Annotated in this window: 15 protein-coding genes and 1 tRNA gene; 13 read left to right on the top strand and 3 right to left on the bottom strand. The window is 62.1% G+C overall.

Annotated features, from left to right (window positions below; genetic code table 11):
* Nucleotides 1-157: 157 nt before the first annotated feature.
* The 7 genes from HT051_RS11210 (at nucleotide 158) to HT051_RS11180 (ending at nucleotide 7,879) form a co-directional block, all read left to right on the top strand.
* Entirely contained in the window at nucleotides 158-1,924 is a 1,767-nt protein-coding gene (locus tag HT051_RS11210) for an acetolactate synthase 3 large subunit (RefSeq protein ID WP_174542109.1), read from the top strand.
* 21 nt (nucleotides 1,925-1,945) lie between these two features.
* Nucleotides 1,946-2,494, top strand: a complete 549-nt coding sequence (locus HT051_RS11205; protein ID WP_174542108.1) for a YqhA family protein — start codon at nucleotides 1,946-1,948, stop codon at nucleotides 2,492-2,494.
* A 5-nt stretch (nucleotides 2,495-2,499) separates the two neighbouring features.
* Nucleotides 2,500-3,066, top strand: a complete 567-nt coding sequence (locus tag HT051_RS11200; RefSeq protein WP_174542107.1) for a hypothetical protein — start codon at nucleotides 2,500-2,502, stop codon at nucleotides 3,064-3,066.
* Nucleotides 3,067-3,073: 7 nt separating this feature from the next.
* Complete coding sequence (gene ilvN / locus HT051_RS11195; RefSeq protein WP_174542984.1) at nucleotides 3,074-3,658, top strand: acetolactate synthase small subunit; 585 nt, start codon at nucleotides 3,074-3,076, stop codon at nucleotides 3,656-3,658.
* A 185-nt stretch (nucleotides 3,659-3,843) separates the two neighbouring features.
* Nucleotides 3,844-4,863 (top strand): ketol-acid reductoisomerase, encoded by a 1,020-nt coding sequence (gene ilvC / locus HT051_RS11190; protein WP_174542106.1) that lies wholly within the window; start codon nucleotides 3,844-3,846, stop codon nucleotides 4,861-4,863.
* A gap of 359 nt (nucleotides 4,864-5,222) precedes the next feature.
* A complete protein-coding gene (locus tag HT051_RS11185; RefSeq protein ID WP_174542105.1) occupies nucleotides 5,223-5,729 on the top strand; it encodes a DUF2165 family protein in 507 nt (168 codons plus the stop codon).
* A gap of 575 nt (nucleotides 5,730-6,304) precedes the next feature.
* On the top strand, nucleotides 6,305-7,879 hold the full coding sequence (locus HT051_RS11180; protein ID WP_174542104.1) for a 2-isopropylmalate synthase: 1,575 nt from the start codon (nucleotides 6,305-6,307) through the stop codon (nucleotides 7,877-7,879).
* Between the two features lie 195 nt (nucleotides 7,880-8,074).
* Here HT051_RS11180 and HT051_RS11175 read toward each other — a convergent pair whose 3' ends face one another.
* On the bottom strand, nucleotides 8,075-8,290 hold the full coding sequence (locus HT051_RS11175; RefSeq protein WP_174542103.1) for a cold-shock protein: 216 nt from the start codon (nucleotides 8,288-8,290) through the stop codon (nucleotides 8,075-8,077).
* A 383-nt stretch (nucleotides 8,291-8,673) separates the two neighbouring features.
* On the opposite strand from HT051_RS11175, the gene HT051_RS11170 reads away from it, so the two are divergent.
* Nucleotides 8,674-8,749: transfer RNA gene (locus HT051_RS11170), tRNA-Lys, on the top strand.
* Between the two features lie 118 nt (nucleotides 8,750-8,867).
* Here the strand turns inward: HT051_RS11170 and HT051_RS11165 are convergent.
* Nucleotides 8,868-9,554, bottom strand: a complete 687-nt coding sequence (locus HT051_RS11165) for a thermonuclease family protein (protein ID WP_174542983.1) — start codon at nucleotides 9,552-9,554, stop codon at nucleotides 8,868-8,870.
* A 205-nt stretch (nucleotides 9,555-9,759) separates the two neighbouring features.
* Entirely contained in the window at nucleotides 9,760-10,626 is an 867-nt protein-coding gene (locus HT051_RS11160; protein WP_174542102.1) for a MurR/RpiR family transcriptional regulator, read from the bottom strand.
* A 109-nt stretch (nucleotides 10,627-10,735) separates the two neighbouring features.
* Here HT051_RS11160 and HT051_RS11155 point away from each other — a divergent pair, with 109 nt between their 5' ends.
* From HT051_RS11155 to HT051_RS11135, 5 genes are read left to right on the top strand one after another with little or no spacing between them, the layout of a single operon-like run.
* Nucleotides 10,736-11,776, top strand: coding sequence for a PotD/PotF family extracellular solute-binding protein (locus HT051_RS11155; RefSeq protein WP_174542101.1), 1,041 nt, complete (start codon nucleotides 10,736-10,738; stop codon nucleotides 11,774-11,776).
* Nucleotides 11,777-11,814: 38 nt separating this feature from the next.
* Complete coding sequence (locus HT051_RS15300; RefSeq protein WP_174542100.1) at nucleotides 11,815-12,885, top strand: ABC transporter ATP-binding protein; 1,071 nt, start codon at nucleotides 11,815-11,817, stop codon at nucleotides 12,883-12,885.
* 5 nt (nucleotides 12,886-12,890) lie between these two features.
* A complete protein-coding gene (locus tag HT051_RS11145; protein ID WP_246810066.1) occupies nucleotides 12,891-13,769 on the top strand; it encodes an ABC transporter permease in 879 nt (292 codons plus the stop codon).
* On the top strand, nucleotides 13,766-14,581 hold the full coding sequence (locus HT051_RS11140) for an ABC transporter permease (RefSeq protein ID WP_174542098.1): 816 nt from the start codon (nucleotides 13,766-13,768) through the stop codon (nucleotides 14,579-14,581). Before HT051_RS11145 ends, HT051_RS11140 begins: the two co-directional genes overlap by 4 nt.
* The gene (locus HT051_RS11135; RefSeq protein ID WP_174542097.1) at nucleotides 14,581-15,690 is read left to right on the top strand and encodes a P1 family peptidase; all 1,110 of its coding nucleotides are present in this window, start codon (nucleotides 14,581-14,583) and stop codon (nucleotides 15,688-15,690) included. Before HT051_RS11140 ends, HT051_RS11135 begins: the two co-directional genes overlap by 1 nt.
* Nucleotides 15,691-15,711: the final 21 nt, after the last annotated feature.

Below are 15,711 nucleotides of genomic sequence, written 5' to 3'. Positions count from 1 at the left end.
ATTGACCCTTTGGGCTTGACTCCCTAGGGTGCGCGCCTCATTTCCAGGTTTTCGCAACGTTATCTGCGGATAATGCCGAGAAAGTTGGAGCGGTGAGGCAAGCCTCGAGGCGAGTCCCGCCGCGTTTCGCACGGTCGAATTTTCAGTTGAGGATGAGATGTCACGCGCAATGACCGGCGCAGAAATGGTGCTTCAGGCTTTGGCCGATCAGGGAGTCGAACATATTTTCGGCTATCCCGGCGGCGCCGTTCTGCCGATTTACGACGAGTTGTTCAAACGGCCTGAGCTGCAGCACATTCTGGTGCGCCACGAGCAGGGCGCCGTGCATGCGGCCGAAGGCTATGCCCGCTCGACCGGCAAGGTCGGCGTGGTGCTCGTCACCTCCGGTCCCGGTGCGACCAACGCGGTCACCGGCCTGACCGACGCTCTGATGGATTCGATTCCGCTGGTCTGCATCACCGGCCAGGTCGCCACCCATCTGATCGGCAACGACGCTTTCCAGGAATGCGACACGGTCGGCATCACCCGTCCGTGCACCAAGCATAATTACCTGGTGAAGGATATCGAGAGCCTGCCGCGCGTTCTGCACGAAGCCTTCTATGTCGCGCGCACCGGCCGTCCCGGCCCGGTCGTCGTCGACATCCCGAAGGACGTTCAGTTCGCCTCCGGCACCTATACCGGCGTCAGCAACTCGCAACATAAGAGCTATCACCCGCAGGTGAAGGGCGATGACGACAAGGTCGCCGAAGCGGTCCGGATGATCGCGGGCGCCAAGAAGCCGATCTTCTATACCGGCGGCGGCGTCATCAATTCCGGCCCCGAGGCTTCTGCTGCCTTGCGGGAGCTGGCGCGGCTGACCGGCTATCCTGTCACCTCCACCCTGATGGGGCTGGGTGCCTATCCGGCTGCCGATCCGCAATGGCTCGGCATGCTCGGCATGCACGGCACCTTCGAGGCCAACAACGCCATGCACGATTGCGATGTCATGGTCTGCGTCGGTGCGCGTTTCGACGACCGCATCACCGGGCGGCTGGACGCTTTCGCGCCGGGCTCGAAGAAGATCCACATCGATATCGACCCGTCCTCGATCAACAAGAATGTCCGGGTCGAGCTGCCGATCATCGGCGATTGCGGCCATGTGCTGAATCAGATGCTGGCCGAGTGGAAGACGCAGAAGCCGAAGATCGATCAGGCCGCGCTGAAGAGCTGGTGGCAGCAGATCGATACGTGGCGCGGGCGTAATTGCCTTGCCTATAAGCAGGGCAAGGACGTGATCATGCCGCAATACGCCATTCAGCGGCTCTATGAGCTGACCAAGGATCGAGACGTCTATTTCACCACGGAAGTCGGCCAGCATCAGATGTGGGCCGCCCAGTTTCTGCACTTCGAGGAGCCCAACCGCTGGATGACCTCTGGCGGCCTCGGCACCATGGGCTATGGCCTGCCGGCTGCGGTCGGCGTCCAGGTCGCCCACCCCGACGCGCTGGTGGTCGACGTTGCCGGCGAAGCCTCGGTGCTGATGACCATGCAGGAGATGTCGACGGCGGCGCAGTACGATCTGCCGATCAAGATCTTCATCCTGAACAACGAATATATGGGCATGGTGCGCCAGTGGCAGGAGCTGCTGCATGGCGGGCGCTACTCCCATAGCTATTCGGAGGCGCTGCCCGATTTCGTCAAGCTGGCCGAGGCCTATCAGGGTGTGGGTCTGCGCTGCGAGAAGCCGGACGAGCTGGATGACGCGATCAAGGAGATGATCGCCATCGACCGTCCCGTCATCTTCGACTGCCGGGTCGATTCCCACGCCAATTGCTTCCCCATGATCCCGAGCGGCGAAGCCCATAACCACATGCTTCTGGGCGATGAGGTGAGCAGCGAGAATATCGACAAGGCGATCTCCGAAAAGGGGAAGATCCTCGTCTAACGGGGATCCGGCAGGGCGGAAATGCGGACTTTACTGACGTTCTTCTTGGGCCTGCGCGCGATCATGCTGATCGGCTCGGTCGGCGCCATCGTGGGCGCGCTTTTGATGTTCCTCCAGGGCGGCTTCTACCTGGCCGAGGCCTGGCATATCGCGCTCGGCACCGGCCACGGCTTCGAGCATGCGTCGGAACGCCAGGTGACGGTGCCGGTGCTGGAGGCGGTCGATGCCTTCCTGTTCGGCCTGGTGCTGGTGATCTTCGCCTATGGCATTGCCATCGGCTTCGTCTTCACCTTGCCGGAAGGCTATGGCGACCGGCTACCGGCCTGGATGAAGGTGGACGGCATCGGCCAGCTCAAGGCCAGCCTGTCGGAAGTCGTCATCGTCGTGCTGATCGTCATGTTCGCCCGCGTGGTGGTGGAATCCGGCGGCGCTTTTACTTACGAGATGCTGGTGCTGCCGGCCTCGATCCTGATGATCGCCATTGCGCTTCGCATGATCGATCTGGGCAGCGGTCATGCGAAGAACGGCAATGGCAAGCTGGCCAAAGCCAAGAACACGGAGAGCGAGTAGCGCCGATGAGCAAGCATCACCGCTATAGTTTTGCCGCCGGGGCGTTGGCCGTATTGCTGCTCGCCGGCAGCGCGGCTCTGGCCCAAGACGCTCAAGACGCCGCAGACGACGCCAAGAAGAGCGGCGCGCCGCCGGTGGCGGCCAATGTGGAGCGCGTGGCGAATATCCAGGCCGCCGCCAAGAAGATCGCGGCCCTACAGGGTAAGGAGGGCGGCGAGGCTGCCGTTGCCGAGGTCAATGCCTGCTATGCGCGGGAATTGAAGGGCGCGACCACGGTCACCCCGGGGATCGAGGGCTGCATGATGCAGGATATCGCCGTCTCGCGCCTGTTTTCGGCGATGGACGACCGCCATACCCCCGAGGAGCGCAAAGAGAAGGGCATTCCGGATCCCCAGCAAGGTCTGCAGGACATGGCGCTGCGCATCCAGAACATGTTCAACCATTTCAATATGCCCGACGGCTCGATCAATCAGTTCGTCGCGCTCGTCGATGAATACGGCATGGAGGTCTACCGCAAGACCCTGATTGCCAACATGCCCGCCGACGCGGTGGAGGATCCAGGCCATGACTAAGCAAGCCATGACTAAGCAAGCCACGACTAAGCAGGCCGCAACGAAGCATCCCGGTTCGGTCTATTCGCTGCAGACCACCGAGCAGCAGCCCGAAACCCACACTATGAGCGTGCTCGTCGACAACGAGCCGGGCGTTCTGGCGCGGGTGATCGGCCTGTTTTCCGGCCGCGGCTACAACATCGAGTCCCTGACTGTGTCGGAGACCGAGCACGAGGCGCATCTCTCCCGTATCACCATCGTCACCACGGGAACGCCCATGGTGATCGAGCAGATCAAATCGCAGTTGGAGCGGCTGGTGCCGGTGCACACCGTCATCGACCTCACGGTCCAGGGCAATGCCGTGGAGCGCGAGCTGGCGCTGGTGAAGGTTGCCGGCAAGGGCGAGAAGCGCGTCGAGGCCTTGCGCCTGGCCGATGCCTTCCGCGCCAAGACCGTCGACACCTCGCTGGATCATTTCGTGTTCGAGATCACCGGCAAGCAATCCAAGATCGAGCAGTTCGTCGCCCTGATGCAGCCGCTCGGGATGGTGGAGGTTGCCCGCACCGGTCTCGCCGCCATCTCGCGGGGCGATAAGCCCATGAATCCTTCATGAATCCATCATGAATCCATCGTGATCCATAACTGATAAATCATAGCCGGGCAGGGGCCTTGGAGGGCCTCGAGGGGCTTTGGGGCACCGCCCTGGGACGCCTATGAGGCTTCCGGGGCGCTGCCAAGTCTGCTAAGGCCCTGCCTAAACAATCACCATCTGAAGAAACGTTTCCAAGGAAGTTCTCCATGCGCGTTTATTACGATCGGGATGCCGATCTCAATCTGATCAAGTCCAAGAATGTTGCGATCATCGGCTATGGCTCCCAAGGCCATGCCCATGCGCTGAACATGCGCGATTCCGGCGTGGAGAACGTGGCCATCGGTCTTCGCCCCGGCTCCTCCTCCGCCGCCAAGGCCGAGAAGGAAGGCTTCAAGGTGATGGATGTTGCCGAAGCCGCCAAATGGGCCGACGTGGTGATGATGCTCACCCCGGACGAGCTGCAGGGCGATATCTGGAACGACAGCCTGAAGGACAACATGAAGGAGGGCTCGGCGCTGTTCTTCGCCCACGGGCTGAACGTCCACTTCAACCTGATCGAGCCGCGCCCCGACATGGATGTCTGCATGGCAGCGCCCAAGGGCCCGGGCCACACCGTGCGCGCCGAATACCAGCGCGGCGCAGGCGTGCCGACCCTGGTCGCCATCGCCCAGGATGCCTCCGGCAACGCCCATGACCTGTCGCTGTCTTATGCCTCCGCCATCGGCGGCGGCCGCGCCGGCATCATCGAGACCACCTTCCGCGAAGAGGTGGAGACCGACCTGTTCGGCGAGCAGGCCGTGCTGTGCGGCGGCGTGGTGGAGCTGATGCGGAGCGGCTTCGAGACCCTGGTCGAGGCGGGCTATGCTCCGGAGATGGCCTATTTCGAATGCGTGCACGAGATGAAGCTGATCGTCGACCTCATCTATGAGGGCGGCATCGCCAACATGAACTACTCCATCTCCAACACCGCCGAATATGGCGAATATGTCTCCGGCCCGCGCGTCGTCACCGCCGAGAGCAAGAAGGCCATGAAGGGCGTGCTGGACGACATCCAGATGGGTAAGTTCGTTCGCGACTGGATGCTGGAGAACAAGGTCAACCAGACCAGCTTCAAGGCGACCCGCGCCAAATGCGAGGACCACCAGATGGAAGAGGTCGGCAAGAAGCTCCGCGGCATGATGCCGTGGATCGCCGAGCGCGCCATGGTGGACAAGTCCAAGAACTAAGGCGCTTGGCAGCTCCCTCCCCCTGGAAGGGGGAGGGCTGGGGTGGGGGTCACTGACCCTACGGCAGGCGGGCTGCTGCTTTTGACCCCCTCCCGGCTTGAAGCGAGCTTCAAGCCGACCTCCCCCTTTCTGGGGGAGGTTTCGCGCAGCCTTCTTCTCCTCTTAAGGCAAAGGCGACATCATACGGCCTGATGGTGAGGGCGCGTCTGCAAGACGCACGTCCTCGACCCATGGGGCCCGAAGCCCAAGAACGGCGTCATGCCCGGCCTTGTGCCGGGCATCCATGAACACGGTGCTCGTTATCGGAACAAGGTGTTCATGGATTGCCGGGACAAGCCCGGCAATGACAATATCCTGTCATGCTCATTGCCCGCCTTGCCAAGATCGTGATGTGCCTTTGTCTGGCGGCGTTCTGCCTGATCGTCGCCTATGACAACGTCGCCGATTACAGCGCCAATTACGGCTTCGTCGGTCATGTCCTCTCCATGGACACGACCTTTCCCGACAATCCCATGCGCGACCGCGCCATCCAAAACGAAGGCATCTGGCGCGCTGCCTATGCCGCTATCATCGTCACCGAGGCGCTGACTGGGCTGCTATTTCTGATCGGCGCCGTCCAGATGGGCCGGGCGCTGCGAAAACCCGCCGCGGCGTTCCACAAAGCCAAGGCGTGGGTCGTCGCCGGCGCCACGCTCGCCTTCCTGCTCTGGTTCTTCGGCTTCATGGTGGTGGGCGGGGAGTATTTCTCCATGTGGCAGTCGGAAACCTGGAACGGCCAGGCCGCCGCCTTTCGCTTCTACGTCACCGTGCTGCTGGTGCTGATCTTCGTGATGATGCGCGACGAGGAGCTTTCTCCCTCCCCCTAGAAGGGGGAGGGCAGGGGTGGGGGTCGGCAACAGTGGCGGGGGCGGCAACAAGCGTGCGGCCTCGGACCGCCTCCCGGCTCGCTGGGCGACCTTCTCTTTCCCTCGTCACCCCCGGGCTTGACCCGGGGGTCCACGCCGTTCCCTTTCGGCCGGTTCGGCGTTTCGGATCCGGAGCTGTGGTTGCCGCCCGGTCACGGCATGACGAAGGAGCGAGGCGGCCGTGTCGAGGCCCGCAACACCCAGGACAAAATGGCCGGTTTCTCCCCCCTTGCGGGTTTCACAATCTGTGCTTATTTTCCGCTTCATCGGGAGGCAACACCGCCTGTCGCAACTTTGACTTAAGGGCATAACGATGCACCGCGATACAGAGCACAAGACGATTGAGACCGGGGCGAAAGAGCCCGGCGTCGTCGCCTGCGCGCTTGCCGCCCTTTCCAAGCTCCTCCTTATCAACCCCTGAGCTCCATAAGTCTCTGCCGAGACGGGCGTTCAGGGGATCGCAAACACCTTCGCGATACGATACTAAACGTCCGCGCGCCTAGATACGCGCCGGCAGGAGCTAAAGGACTATAGGGATGAGTTCGGAACAGGACACACCGGCACGCCGCGAGCAAGACCGGGTATTGATCTTCGACACCACATTGCGGGACGGAGAGCAATGCCCGGGCGCAACCATGACGTTCGAGGAGAAGCTGCAGGTGGCAGAACTCCTCGACGAAATGGGCGTCGACGTGATCGAGGCCGGCTTTCCCATCGCCTCTCAAGGCGATTTCGAAAGCGTGGCCGAGATCGCGCGCCGTTCCCAGAATTCGGTGATCTGCGGCCTGTCACGGGCCCAGATCCCCGATATCGACCGCTGCGCCGAGGCCATCAAGCCCGCGCGCCGCGGCCGTATTCACACCTTCATCGGCACCTCCCCCCTCCACCGCAAATATCAGCTGGGGATGGAGAAGGAGGATGTGCTGGAGAAGGTGCGCCAATCGGTTTCCCGCGCCCGCACCCATACCGACGACGTGGAGTGGTCGGCGATGGACGCGACCCGCACCGAGGAGGATTTCCTCTGCCAGTGCGTTGAGGCGGCGATCAAGGCGGGCGCCACCACCATCAATATCCCCGACACGGTGGGCTATGCCGTGCCGGAAGAGTTCGCCGCGCTGATCCGCACCCTCATCGAGAAGGTGCCGGGCGCCGACGAAGTGATCTTCTCCACCCATTGCCATGACGATCTGGGCCTGGCCGTGGCCAACTCTCTGGCCGGCGTCACCGGCGGCGCGCGCCAGGTGGAATGCACCATCAACGGGCTGGGCGAGCGGGCCGGCAATGCGGCGCTGGAAGAGGTCGTGATGGCGGTTCAGACTCGCTCCGACGTGATGCCGTATTGGACCGGGATCGACACCACCATGCTGACCCGCGCCTCCAAGCTGGTCTCCGCGGTGACCGCCTTTCCGGTGCAGTACAACAAGGCCATCGTCGGGCGGAACGCCTTTGCCCATGAGAGCGGCATTCACCAGGACGGCGTTTTGAAGAACGCCGAGACCTTCGAGATCATGACGCCGGAGAGCGTCGGCTTGAAGGAAAGCTCCTTGGTGATGGGCAAACATTCGGGCCGCCACGCCTTCCGCGAGAAGCTGAAGGAGATGGGCTACGAGCTGGGCGACAATGCCTTTCAGGATGCGTTCGAGCGCTTCAAGGCTTTGGCCGACCGCAAGAAGCTGGTCTATGACGAGGATATCGAGGCGCTGGTCGATCAGGAGATCGCAAGCGCTCATGACCGCATCAAGCTGGTCTCGCTGACGGTGATCGCCGGTACCAGCGGGCCGCAGAAGGCGACCCTGACCCTCGATATCGACGGCAAGCAGACCACCCATGAAGCGCAAGGCGACGGGCCGGTGGATGCCACCTTCGCCGCCATCCGCGCGCTGGTGCCCCATGTGGCCAAGCTGGAACTCTATCAGGTCAGCGCCGTCACCGAAGGCACTGACGCCCAAGCCGAGGTGAGCGTAAGGCTGGAGGAGGATGGCAAGATCGCCACGGGGCGCGGTTCCGACACCGATACGCTGGTGGCTTCGGCCCGCGCCTATGTCAGCGCGCTGAACAAGCTGCTGGCCCGCGATGTCCGCCGCAAGCCGGAGAGCATGATGGCGTCTTAGGCCACGCTGCAAGCTTCAAGAATACAGGGAAGGGCGGTGCCGGAAGGCGCCGCCTTTTTCGTTTCGGCCTGGCCGGCGGAGGCGCCTGGCAAAGCACACAGGCCGGAAACGAAAATGGCGGCCCGGAAACCGGACCGCCATCTCGGTGCGAAAGGGGCGTGCCCTTCCGCAAATCGTCAATCGATCGCGTAAGCGTTAGGCGAGCTCGATATTCGTCGCCTGCTTGCCGCGGCCGCGCGGATCGTCCTCGATCTCGAAGGTCACCTTGTCGCCCTCGTCGACGGAGGGAACGCCGGAGCGCTCGAGCGCGGAGGCATGGACGAAGATGTCCTTCTCGCCGCCTTCCGGGGCGATGAAGCCGAAGCCGCGGGAGTGATTGAAGAATTTAACAGTGCCGTTGATACGGGACATATTGGGAATCCTTTCCCGGTAGTTGGGTCAAATAGCGGGCCACGTGGCAGAGCCATTTGGCGTCTTCAGATCTCGGGAAAGGTCGTGCACGTAATCGGCGCGATAACTTGCCGTCGTCATAAGTCCACGCCCAGCATGGGCGTACCGTCTGGCGGCTATATGGATGGCTCTCGCCGCTTTAGCAAGAGCGATTCGGCTGGTTTCTCGCGCACGTTGTGGTTTTCGGCGGGATTGCGCCGTTCCGGGGAGCAAAATAGTTTTGCGGGCAGGCGGTTTATCCGCTTAAGCGCTCTAGACAGGGCACCGAGCCGGGTGCTAATGGGAGCGCTTCGATTTTGCATCCCCAAACACCGAAGTGGTGACACCCGACAGGGATGCCGGTCGGGCGCATAGCTCAGTTGGTAGAGCAGCTGACTCTTAATCAGCGGGTCCAAGGTTCGAGTCCTTGTGCGCCCACCATTCCCAAAACGTATCGGTAACGAGGCAGGCGGCAGAGCCCGCCGGTGGCATTTGGCGAGCCGTTGATACGGCGTCCCTCCGGCTCTGGACGACCAGCCGCCTTGCTCGCTTTCGATACTTACCGCCCACCCAAACGCTGGTCCGCTGCCCGCCCGCCGCAACGCGAGCCATCGCGGGCCGTCTGCCAAGAATGATCACACGGATAGATGCTTACTGAGCCTCCGTACCCATAGAGAATCGTCGGGAGGCGTTGCTCCTCCAGGCGCTGGATCGCCACCGCGCGCTGCTCATTGGTAAGCACCGTGAAGTTGCAGCCGGGCTCACCGTTCATGCAGACCTCGAGGTTCGCGCGTGAGCTATCTCTGAGCGTATCCACATTCTCGCATTGCTTGTCGGCATTGTTGCGGGAGTAGGCACCGCCGGAATACGTTACCCAATCGCAGGCATGGCCGTCGCGGACTAGGACCTCTGCGATATCTCGGCCGCCGACGAAACACTGAGCCACGATCCGGTCGCCGCTGGTCGGGCTTGAGCGTCGATCACAAGGCGTCCCGTCACCCACCTGCACACACTTGACCGTGCGCTCTTCGACCAACCGGCTTAGAGCTGCTGTCGCGGCATCGCCGGCGGGTGTGCCAAGCTCCGGGGCATTGATGCCGCAAAGCTGGATTTTCGTACACTTATCTTCATCGCACACATGGAACGTGTAGCCGTCGCTGACCTTTCCGGGGGAGCCGACGAACTCTGCCGCTGCCGTTGGCGAGATGGCCAAAGCGAGCAAGCTGATAATGAGAAGGTGGCGCATCGCTTGAGCCCACGACGAAGGGAGGGGGTGGTGTTGTTTAACAAGGGGCAATCTTGGGTTGAATATTGCTGTCGGTTTAGTGTGTGGGAACCGTTAAGGCTTGTCGCGCGCACCAGTCGAACACCAGATACCCACGTTATAGTCAGCGAAGAGGTCTGCGCCGATATTGTCCAAGGTTCGAGTCCTTGTGCGCCCACCACTTCTCTCAGAACAGTTTTAGCCGCTGGGACATCCGCTTCCATTCGCGTAAGCGCGGTGTCGGCCCGGCGGCTTGCCGGTTCGCAACCGAATGGATCAGCAAGGCCAGGGCGGCATTCAGGCCCAGGATCGATTCCAGAAACAGCCCGGTTGCCGACGGCGCATTGAGCACGGCGTCCGTCACCTCATGCGCCCAATGGCAATATTCGTCCGTGACGACGACGACGCTGCGGCCTTGCTCCTTGGCCAAGGCGGCCAGCGTTTGGCACTCGGCCGCGTAGGGCACCACATCGATCAGCAAGAGACAGCTGGTCTTGTCCCGGGCCGGCTCGATCCATTCCGACAGCATGCTGTCATGCGCCGACAGGAAGCGCACATGGCTGCGCGCAAGCCCCAGGCGCCGGGCGCTATCCTCGGCAAGCCCGCGCACGGTCTGAAACCCGGTCACGTACACCTCGTCCGCGTCCGACAGACGGCGCTCGGCCGCTTTGAACGCCGCGCCGTCGAGCTGATCGTAGACCGACTGGAGCGCGCGCATTTCCAAGGCCAGCTGATCGCGCCAGGCCGGCGACAGGTCGTCTCCCTTGTGCCGCAGCACCTCGCCGGAGATCGAATAACGCTGGCGGAGCAGGGATTTGAACTCCTTCATGCCGGCGCATCCGAACCTTCGTAACATGCGCCCGACAGTAATCTCCGCCGTACCAGTTTTTTGCGAGATGGATTTCCCAGTCTCGAACGACATCGTGTCGACATTCAGGAGTAAATATTGTGCAATCTTCGCCTCCTGCTTAGGCAATGCGGCGAGTCCTGCTTCAATCTTACTCAAGAGATCATCGAGAGAGACCTCGGAATAGGAGGCAAATCCCTGAGACATCGGAGATAACCTTGATGACAGAAAAATATCTTTTGACTGAAACGACAGTAGACAATCAACATAAGGAAGCAAGAACAAACGCACCGACCATTGCAGAGGACAAAGACCCATGACCCGCACCTTCGCCCGTGCCGCGCTCGTCTTCCTTCTCGGGCTCAGCCCCTTCAGTTCCACGGCCGCCTCGGCCGAAGAGGAGCTCCACATCTACAATTGGGGCGACTACATCAATCCGGCGGTTCTGGAGAAATTCACCGACGAGACCGGGATCAAAGTGACCCTCGACACCTATGGGTCGAATGAGGAGATGCTGGCCAAGATCCAGGCCGGCGCGACCGGCTACGACATCGTCTTCCCGTCGGTGCATATGCACGACATCATGTTCAAGCTCGGCCTGCTCGCGAAGACCGATATCGGCGAGCATCCCGATTTCAAGAACATCGATCCCCAATTCATCCGCGCCAAGACCGATCCCGACGCAGCGTATTGTCTGCCCTATGCCTGGGGAAATGTCGGCATCGTCTACAACAAGGCCGAGGCCGGCGAGATCAAGGGCTGGAAGGATTTCTTCGCCCTGGCCGACAAGGGAAAGAAGGTCATTCTGCTTGACGATCTGCGCGAGACCATCGGCATCGGCCATATCATGAACGGCACCTCGGTGAATTCCACCGATGAGGAAGAGGTCGCCGCCGCGGCCCAGTATGTCATCGACCATGCCGACGCCGTCTCGGCCTTCTCCTACGACTCCATTCCGCTGGTGACCTCCGGCGATGTCGCCGCCGCCCATTGGTATGTCGGGGCCAATATCTTCGTCGCCAAGAATCCGGACATTCTCGCCTATGTCATCCCGGAGGAGGGTGCGACCATGTATCAGGAAGATATGTGCGTGCTGAAATCGGCGCCCAATTACGACAACGCCGTCAAGTTCCTGGAATTCTATCTGAAGCCGGAGATCGCGGCGCTGAACGTCGAGCAGCAGATGAACGGCACGCCCAACGTTCCCGCTCAGGATCTCATCCCCGAAGAGATCGCCGACAACGAGACGATCTATCCCGACCAGGAGACGATGGACAAGCTGCAGATCTTCGAGGATCTCGGCCGCGATCTTCAGCTCTACAACCGGGAATGGACGCGCATCAAAACCGCCCAGTAAGAAGATCGATACTCGGCTCTACCTCGGATTTGCGTTCTATGTCTGCGTCTGCTGCTCCACTTGAAATCGTCGCGGCCAGCAAGTCGTTTCGAACGCCCGAAGGTGGCACGGTAACGGCGCTGGACAACGTCAGCGTCAGGTTGGGGGGATCGGAATTCGTCACCCTTCTCGGTCCCTCCGGCTGCGGCAAGACAACCCTTCTGCGCACCATCAGCGGGTTCGAATCCCTCGATAGCGGCGATATCGTCATCTACGGCCGGAACGTCACCGACTGGCCCGCCCATAAGCGGCCCGTCAACACGGTGTTCCAGACCTACGCGCTATTCGCCCATATGAGCGTGGGCCGGAATGTCGGCTACGCGCTGGAGATCGCCGGACAGAACCAGCGGACGATACGCTCTCAGGTGGGCGAGATGCTGGAGCTGGTCGGTCTCACGGGGCTGGAGAACCGCAGTATCTCGCAATTGTCGGGCGGGCAGCGGCAGCGCGTCGCCCTGGCGCGCGCGCTGGCCGCAAAGCCCCAGCTTCTGCTGCTGGACGAGCCGCTATCCGCGCTCGACAAGAATCTCCGCCAGAAGATGCAGCACGAGCTGAAGACCATTCAGCAGGAGCTTGGTATCGGCTTCGTCTTCGTGACCCACGATCAAGACGAAGCCCTCACCATGTCGGATCGCGTGGCGGTTCTGGCGCACGGCCAAATCCAACAGATCGGCGCGCCGGAGGATTTGTATAAGCGTCCGGCCAATCTGTTCACCGCCGATTTTCTCGGCGAGAGCAATCTGATCCCGGTCGAGGCGGCGGGCGGCACGGCGCATCTCGGCGACGGCCAGCATTTTCCCTATAGCGGCCTGGAGGGGAGGGGCACGTTGATGCTGCGCCCCGAAGAGCTGAGCCGCGCCGCTGGCGATGGCCCGGCACTGGCCTTTCCCGGACGCGTGAGCGCCCGCTACTACACGGGCAAGGATTATCAGCTCGAGCTTGCCAGCGAGACGTTTGGCGCGCTGCAAGCCTCTTTGCGCGACGATGGCGCCGTGCCTGCCATCGGCGAGGCGGTCACGCTCTACTCAAGTCTCCAGAACCTGCATGTGATCGACGAGGTCGTGGCATGAAGCCCATGCGACGGCGAACGCTCAGCCTGCTGGGGCTGCTCGGGCTGCCGACGGCCTTCCTGCTCTTTTTCTTCTTCTGTCCGCTGATCATCATGGCGGTCTACAGCTTCCTCACGCCCGGCCTTTACGGCGGCGTCGAATGGACGTTCTTCGATCTCAATTACGGCCGCATTCTCGGCTGGGCCGACACCAAGTACGAACGCTTCGACCCGGTCTATCTGGAGATCTTCCTGCGCTCGTTGCGGCTTGCGGCGCTGACCGTGCTCACCTCGCTCATCGTGAGCTATCCGACCGCCTTTTGGATCAGCCGCATGACGCCGGCGAGGAGAACCTTCGCCATCTTCCTGGTGACGCTGCCCTTCTTTGTCAGCCTCATCGTCCGGCTGTTTGCCTGGGTGCTGATCCTGCGCCCGACCGGCTTCCTCAATCAGGGGCTGATGGGGATTGGCGCGACCTCCGAGCCGATCGAATTTCTCTATACCGATTTCGCGGTGATCGTGGGCATGACCTATGTGTTCATCCCCTTCATGTTCCTGCCCCTCTATGCCTCGATCGAGAAGCTGGACGTCGATCAGCTCGAGGCCTCGTCGGATCTTGGAGCGACGCGCTTCCAGACCTTCCGGAAAGTGATCCTTCCGGCCACGCTCCCCGGCATTGTCGGCGGTTCGGTGCTGACCTTCATCCCCGCGCTCGGCAACTTCATCGTGCCTTCGGTGCTCGGCGGCGCCAAGGTCGTGATGATCGGAAATCTCATCGAACAGCAATTTCTGTCGGCCCGGAATTGGCCCTTCGGCTCCGCCTTGGCGATGATGGTGATGGCCGCCGTCTTGCTGCTCCTGTTGCTGCAGCTGCGGCTGGTGAAGGGAAGAGGGGAGGCGCTATGAGGCTCTCGCGCCTTCTGACGGTCTACGGCATCGCCTTCTTCGTGTTCGTTTACGCGCCGATCCTGCTCGTCGTGCTGTTCTCGTTCAATGCCAACCCGGTCAACATGATGATCTGGGACGGGTTCACGCTGGACTGGTACCGGCTGATCTTCGGCATGGAGACCGAGGTCACCAAGAGCAGCACCTATGTCGATTCCACCCCGCAACTCTACGCGGCGGTGCGCACCAGTCTCATCGTCGCGCTGTCGACCACGGCCATCTCGACCCTCTTCGGCACGGCGTTGGCGCTTGCGGTGGCGCGCTATCGCTTCCGTCTGGCCGGCCTCTACCGGGCGCTTCTGCTGGTGCCGATGATCATGCCCGACATCGTGCTGGGCATCGCGCTGCTGATCTTCTTCATCACCATCGGCATGAACCTGTCGGTGCTCACCATCATTGTCGGGCAATGCACCTTCCTGATCTCCTACGTCTTCGTCACGGTCTCCGCCCGCTTGGCGCAGCTGGACAGCTCGATCGAGGAGGCTTCGGCGGATCTTGGGGCGAGCCCGCTGCAAACCTTCCGCAAGGTGACCTTGCCCACCATCGCGCCGGGCGTTTTCGGTGGGGCGCTGCTTGCCTTCATCATCTCGATGGACGACCTCGTGATCACCTATTTCATCGCCGGAGCGGGCCGCACGACGCTGCCGATCCATATCTGGGGGATGCTTCGCCGGGGGATTAAACCGGAGATCAACGCAATCGCCACGCTGATGCTCCTCTTCACCATCGCCGTTGCAAGCATCGGCCTCTACATCAGATCGAGACGGAAGTGATGACAACGCCAAAGCCCCGCGCCCGCGACCTCGGCATCGATATGCCGGGCAAGCCGGGCCCTCTGAATGCCGTGACCGATGTGCCGGGCGTGGAGGTCGGCACCGTGGAGCTGCTTTCCTCCCGCGACCCCGCGCTTATGACCCGCGGCATCCAGGTGCAGACCGGCGTGACCGCCATCCTGCCCCGCGGCCGCGACTCCGAGCCGAAGCCCGTCTGGGCCGGACAGTTCAGCCTCAACGGCAATGGCGAGATGACCGGAACCCATTGGGTGCGCGACGGCGGCTGGTTCTGCGGGCCGATTGTGATCACCAACACCCATTCCGTCGGTCCGGCGCATGCGGCGGCGGTGCGGTGGATGGTGGAGACCTATGGCGATGTCTGGGAGAACAATCACCTTTGGGCGATGCCGGTGGTCGCCGAAACCTATGACGGCGTTCTGAACGACATCAACGGCCTGCATGTCACCGAGGCCCATGTCCGCAAGGCTTTGGACGCCGCCAAGCGGGGGGCGGTCCCGGAGGGCAATACCGGAGGTGGGGCCGGAATGATCTGCTACGAGTTCAAGGGCGGCACCGGCACTGCCTCCCGCAGGATCGACGCTGGCGGCGGCAGCTTCACGCTTGGCGCATTGGTGCAAGCCAATCACGGCATGCGGCCCTGGTTCAGGGTCGCCGGCAAGGCGATCGGGCGGCGCATGACCGAGGATCGCATTCCCGGCATGTCGGCCGAGCGCGGCTCCATCATCGTCATCCTGGCCACCGATCTGCCGCTCGCCCCCGGCCAATTGGAGCGGCTGGCTCGGCGCGCCTCGATCGGGATTGGCCGGGCCGGCAGCCCCGGCGGCAACAATTCCGGCGATATCTTCCTCGCCTTCTCCACGGCAAACGAGATGAAGCTCCCGCAGCTCTCGGGCCCATGGCGGCAGATGACGATGATCAACGACGAATTGCTGGATCCGGTCTATCTCGCCGCCGTGGAGGCCGTGGACGAAGCCGTGCTGAATGCGCTTTGTGCCGCTGAAGACGTTCCCCTGGCGCGTCCCCCGAAGGGCGTCTGCAAGGCGATCGATCTGGACCAGCTCAAGCAGGTTCTTGCCACGGAAGGGTGACGCGCAGTCGCGAGCCTCCTC

The sequence above is a fragment of the Methyloligella sp. GL2 genome, assembly GCF_013341275.1.
Taxonomy (GTDB): domain Bacteria; phylum Pseudomonadota; class Alphaproteobacteria; order Rhizobiales; family Methyloligellaceae; genus Methyloligella.
This window is presented reverse-complemented; position numbering and strand designations above follow the sequence as displayed.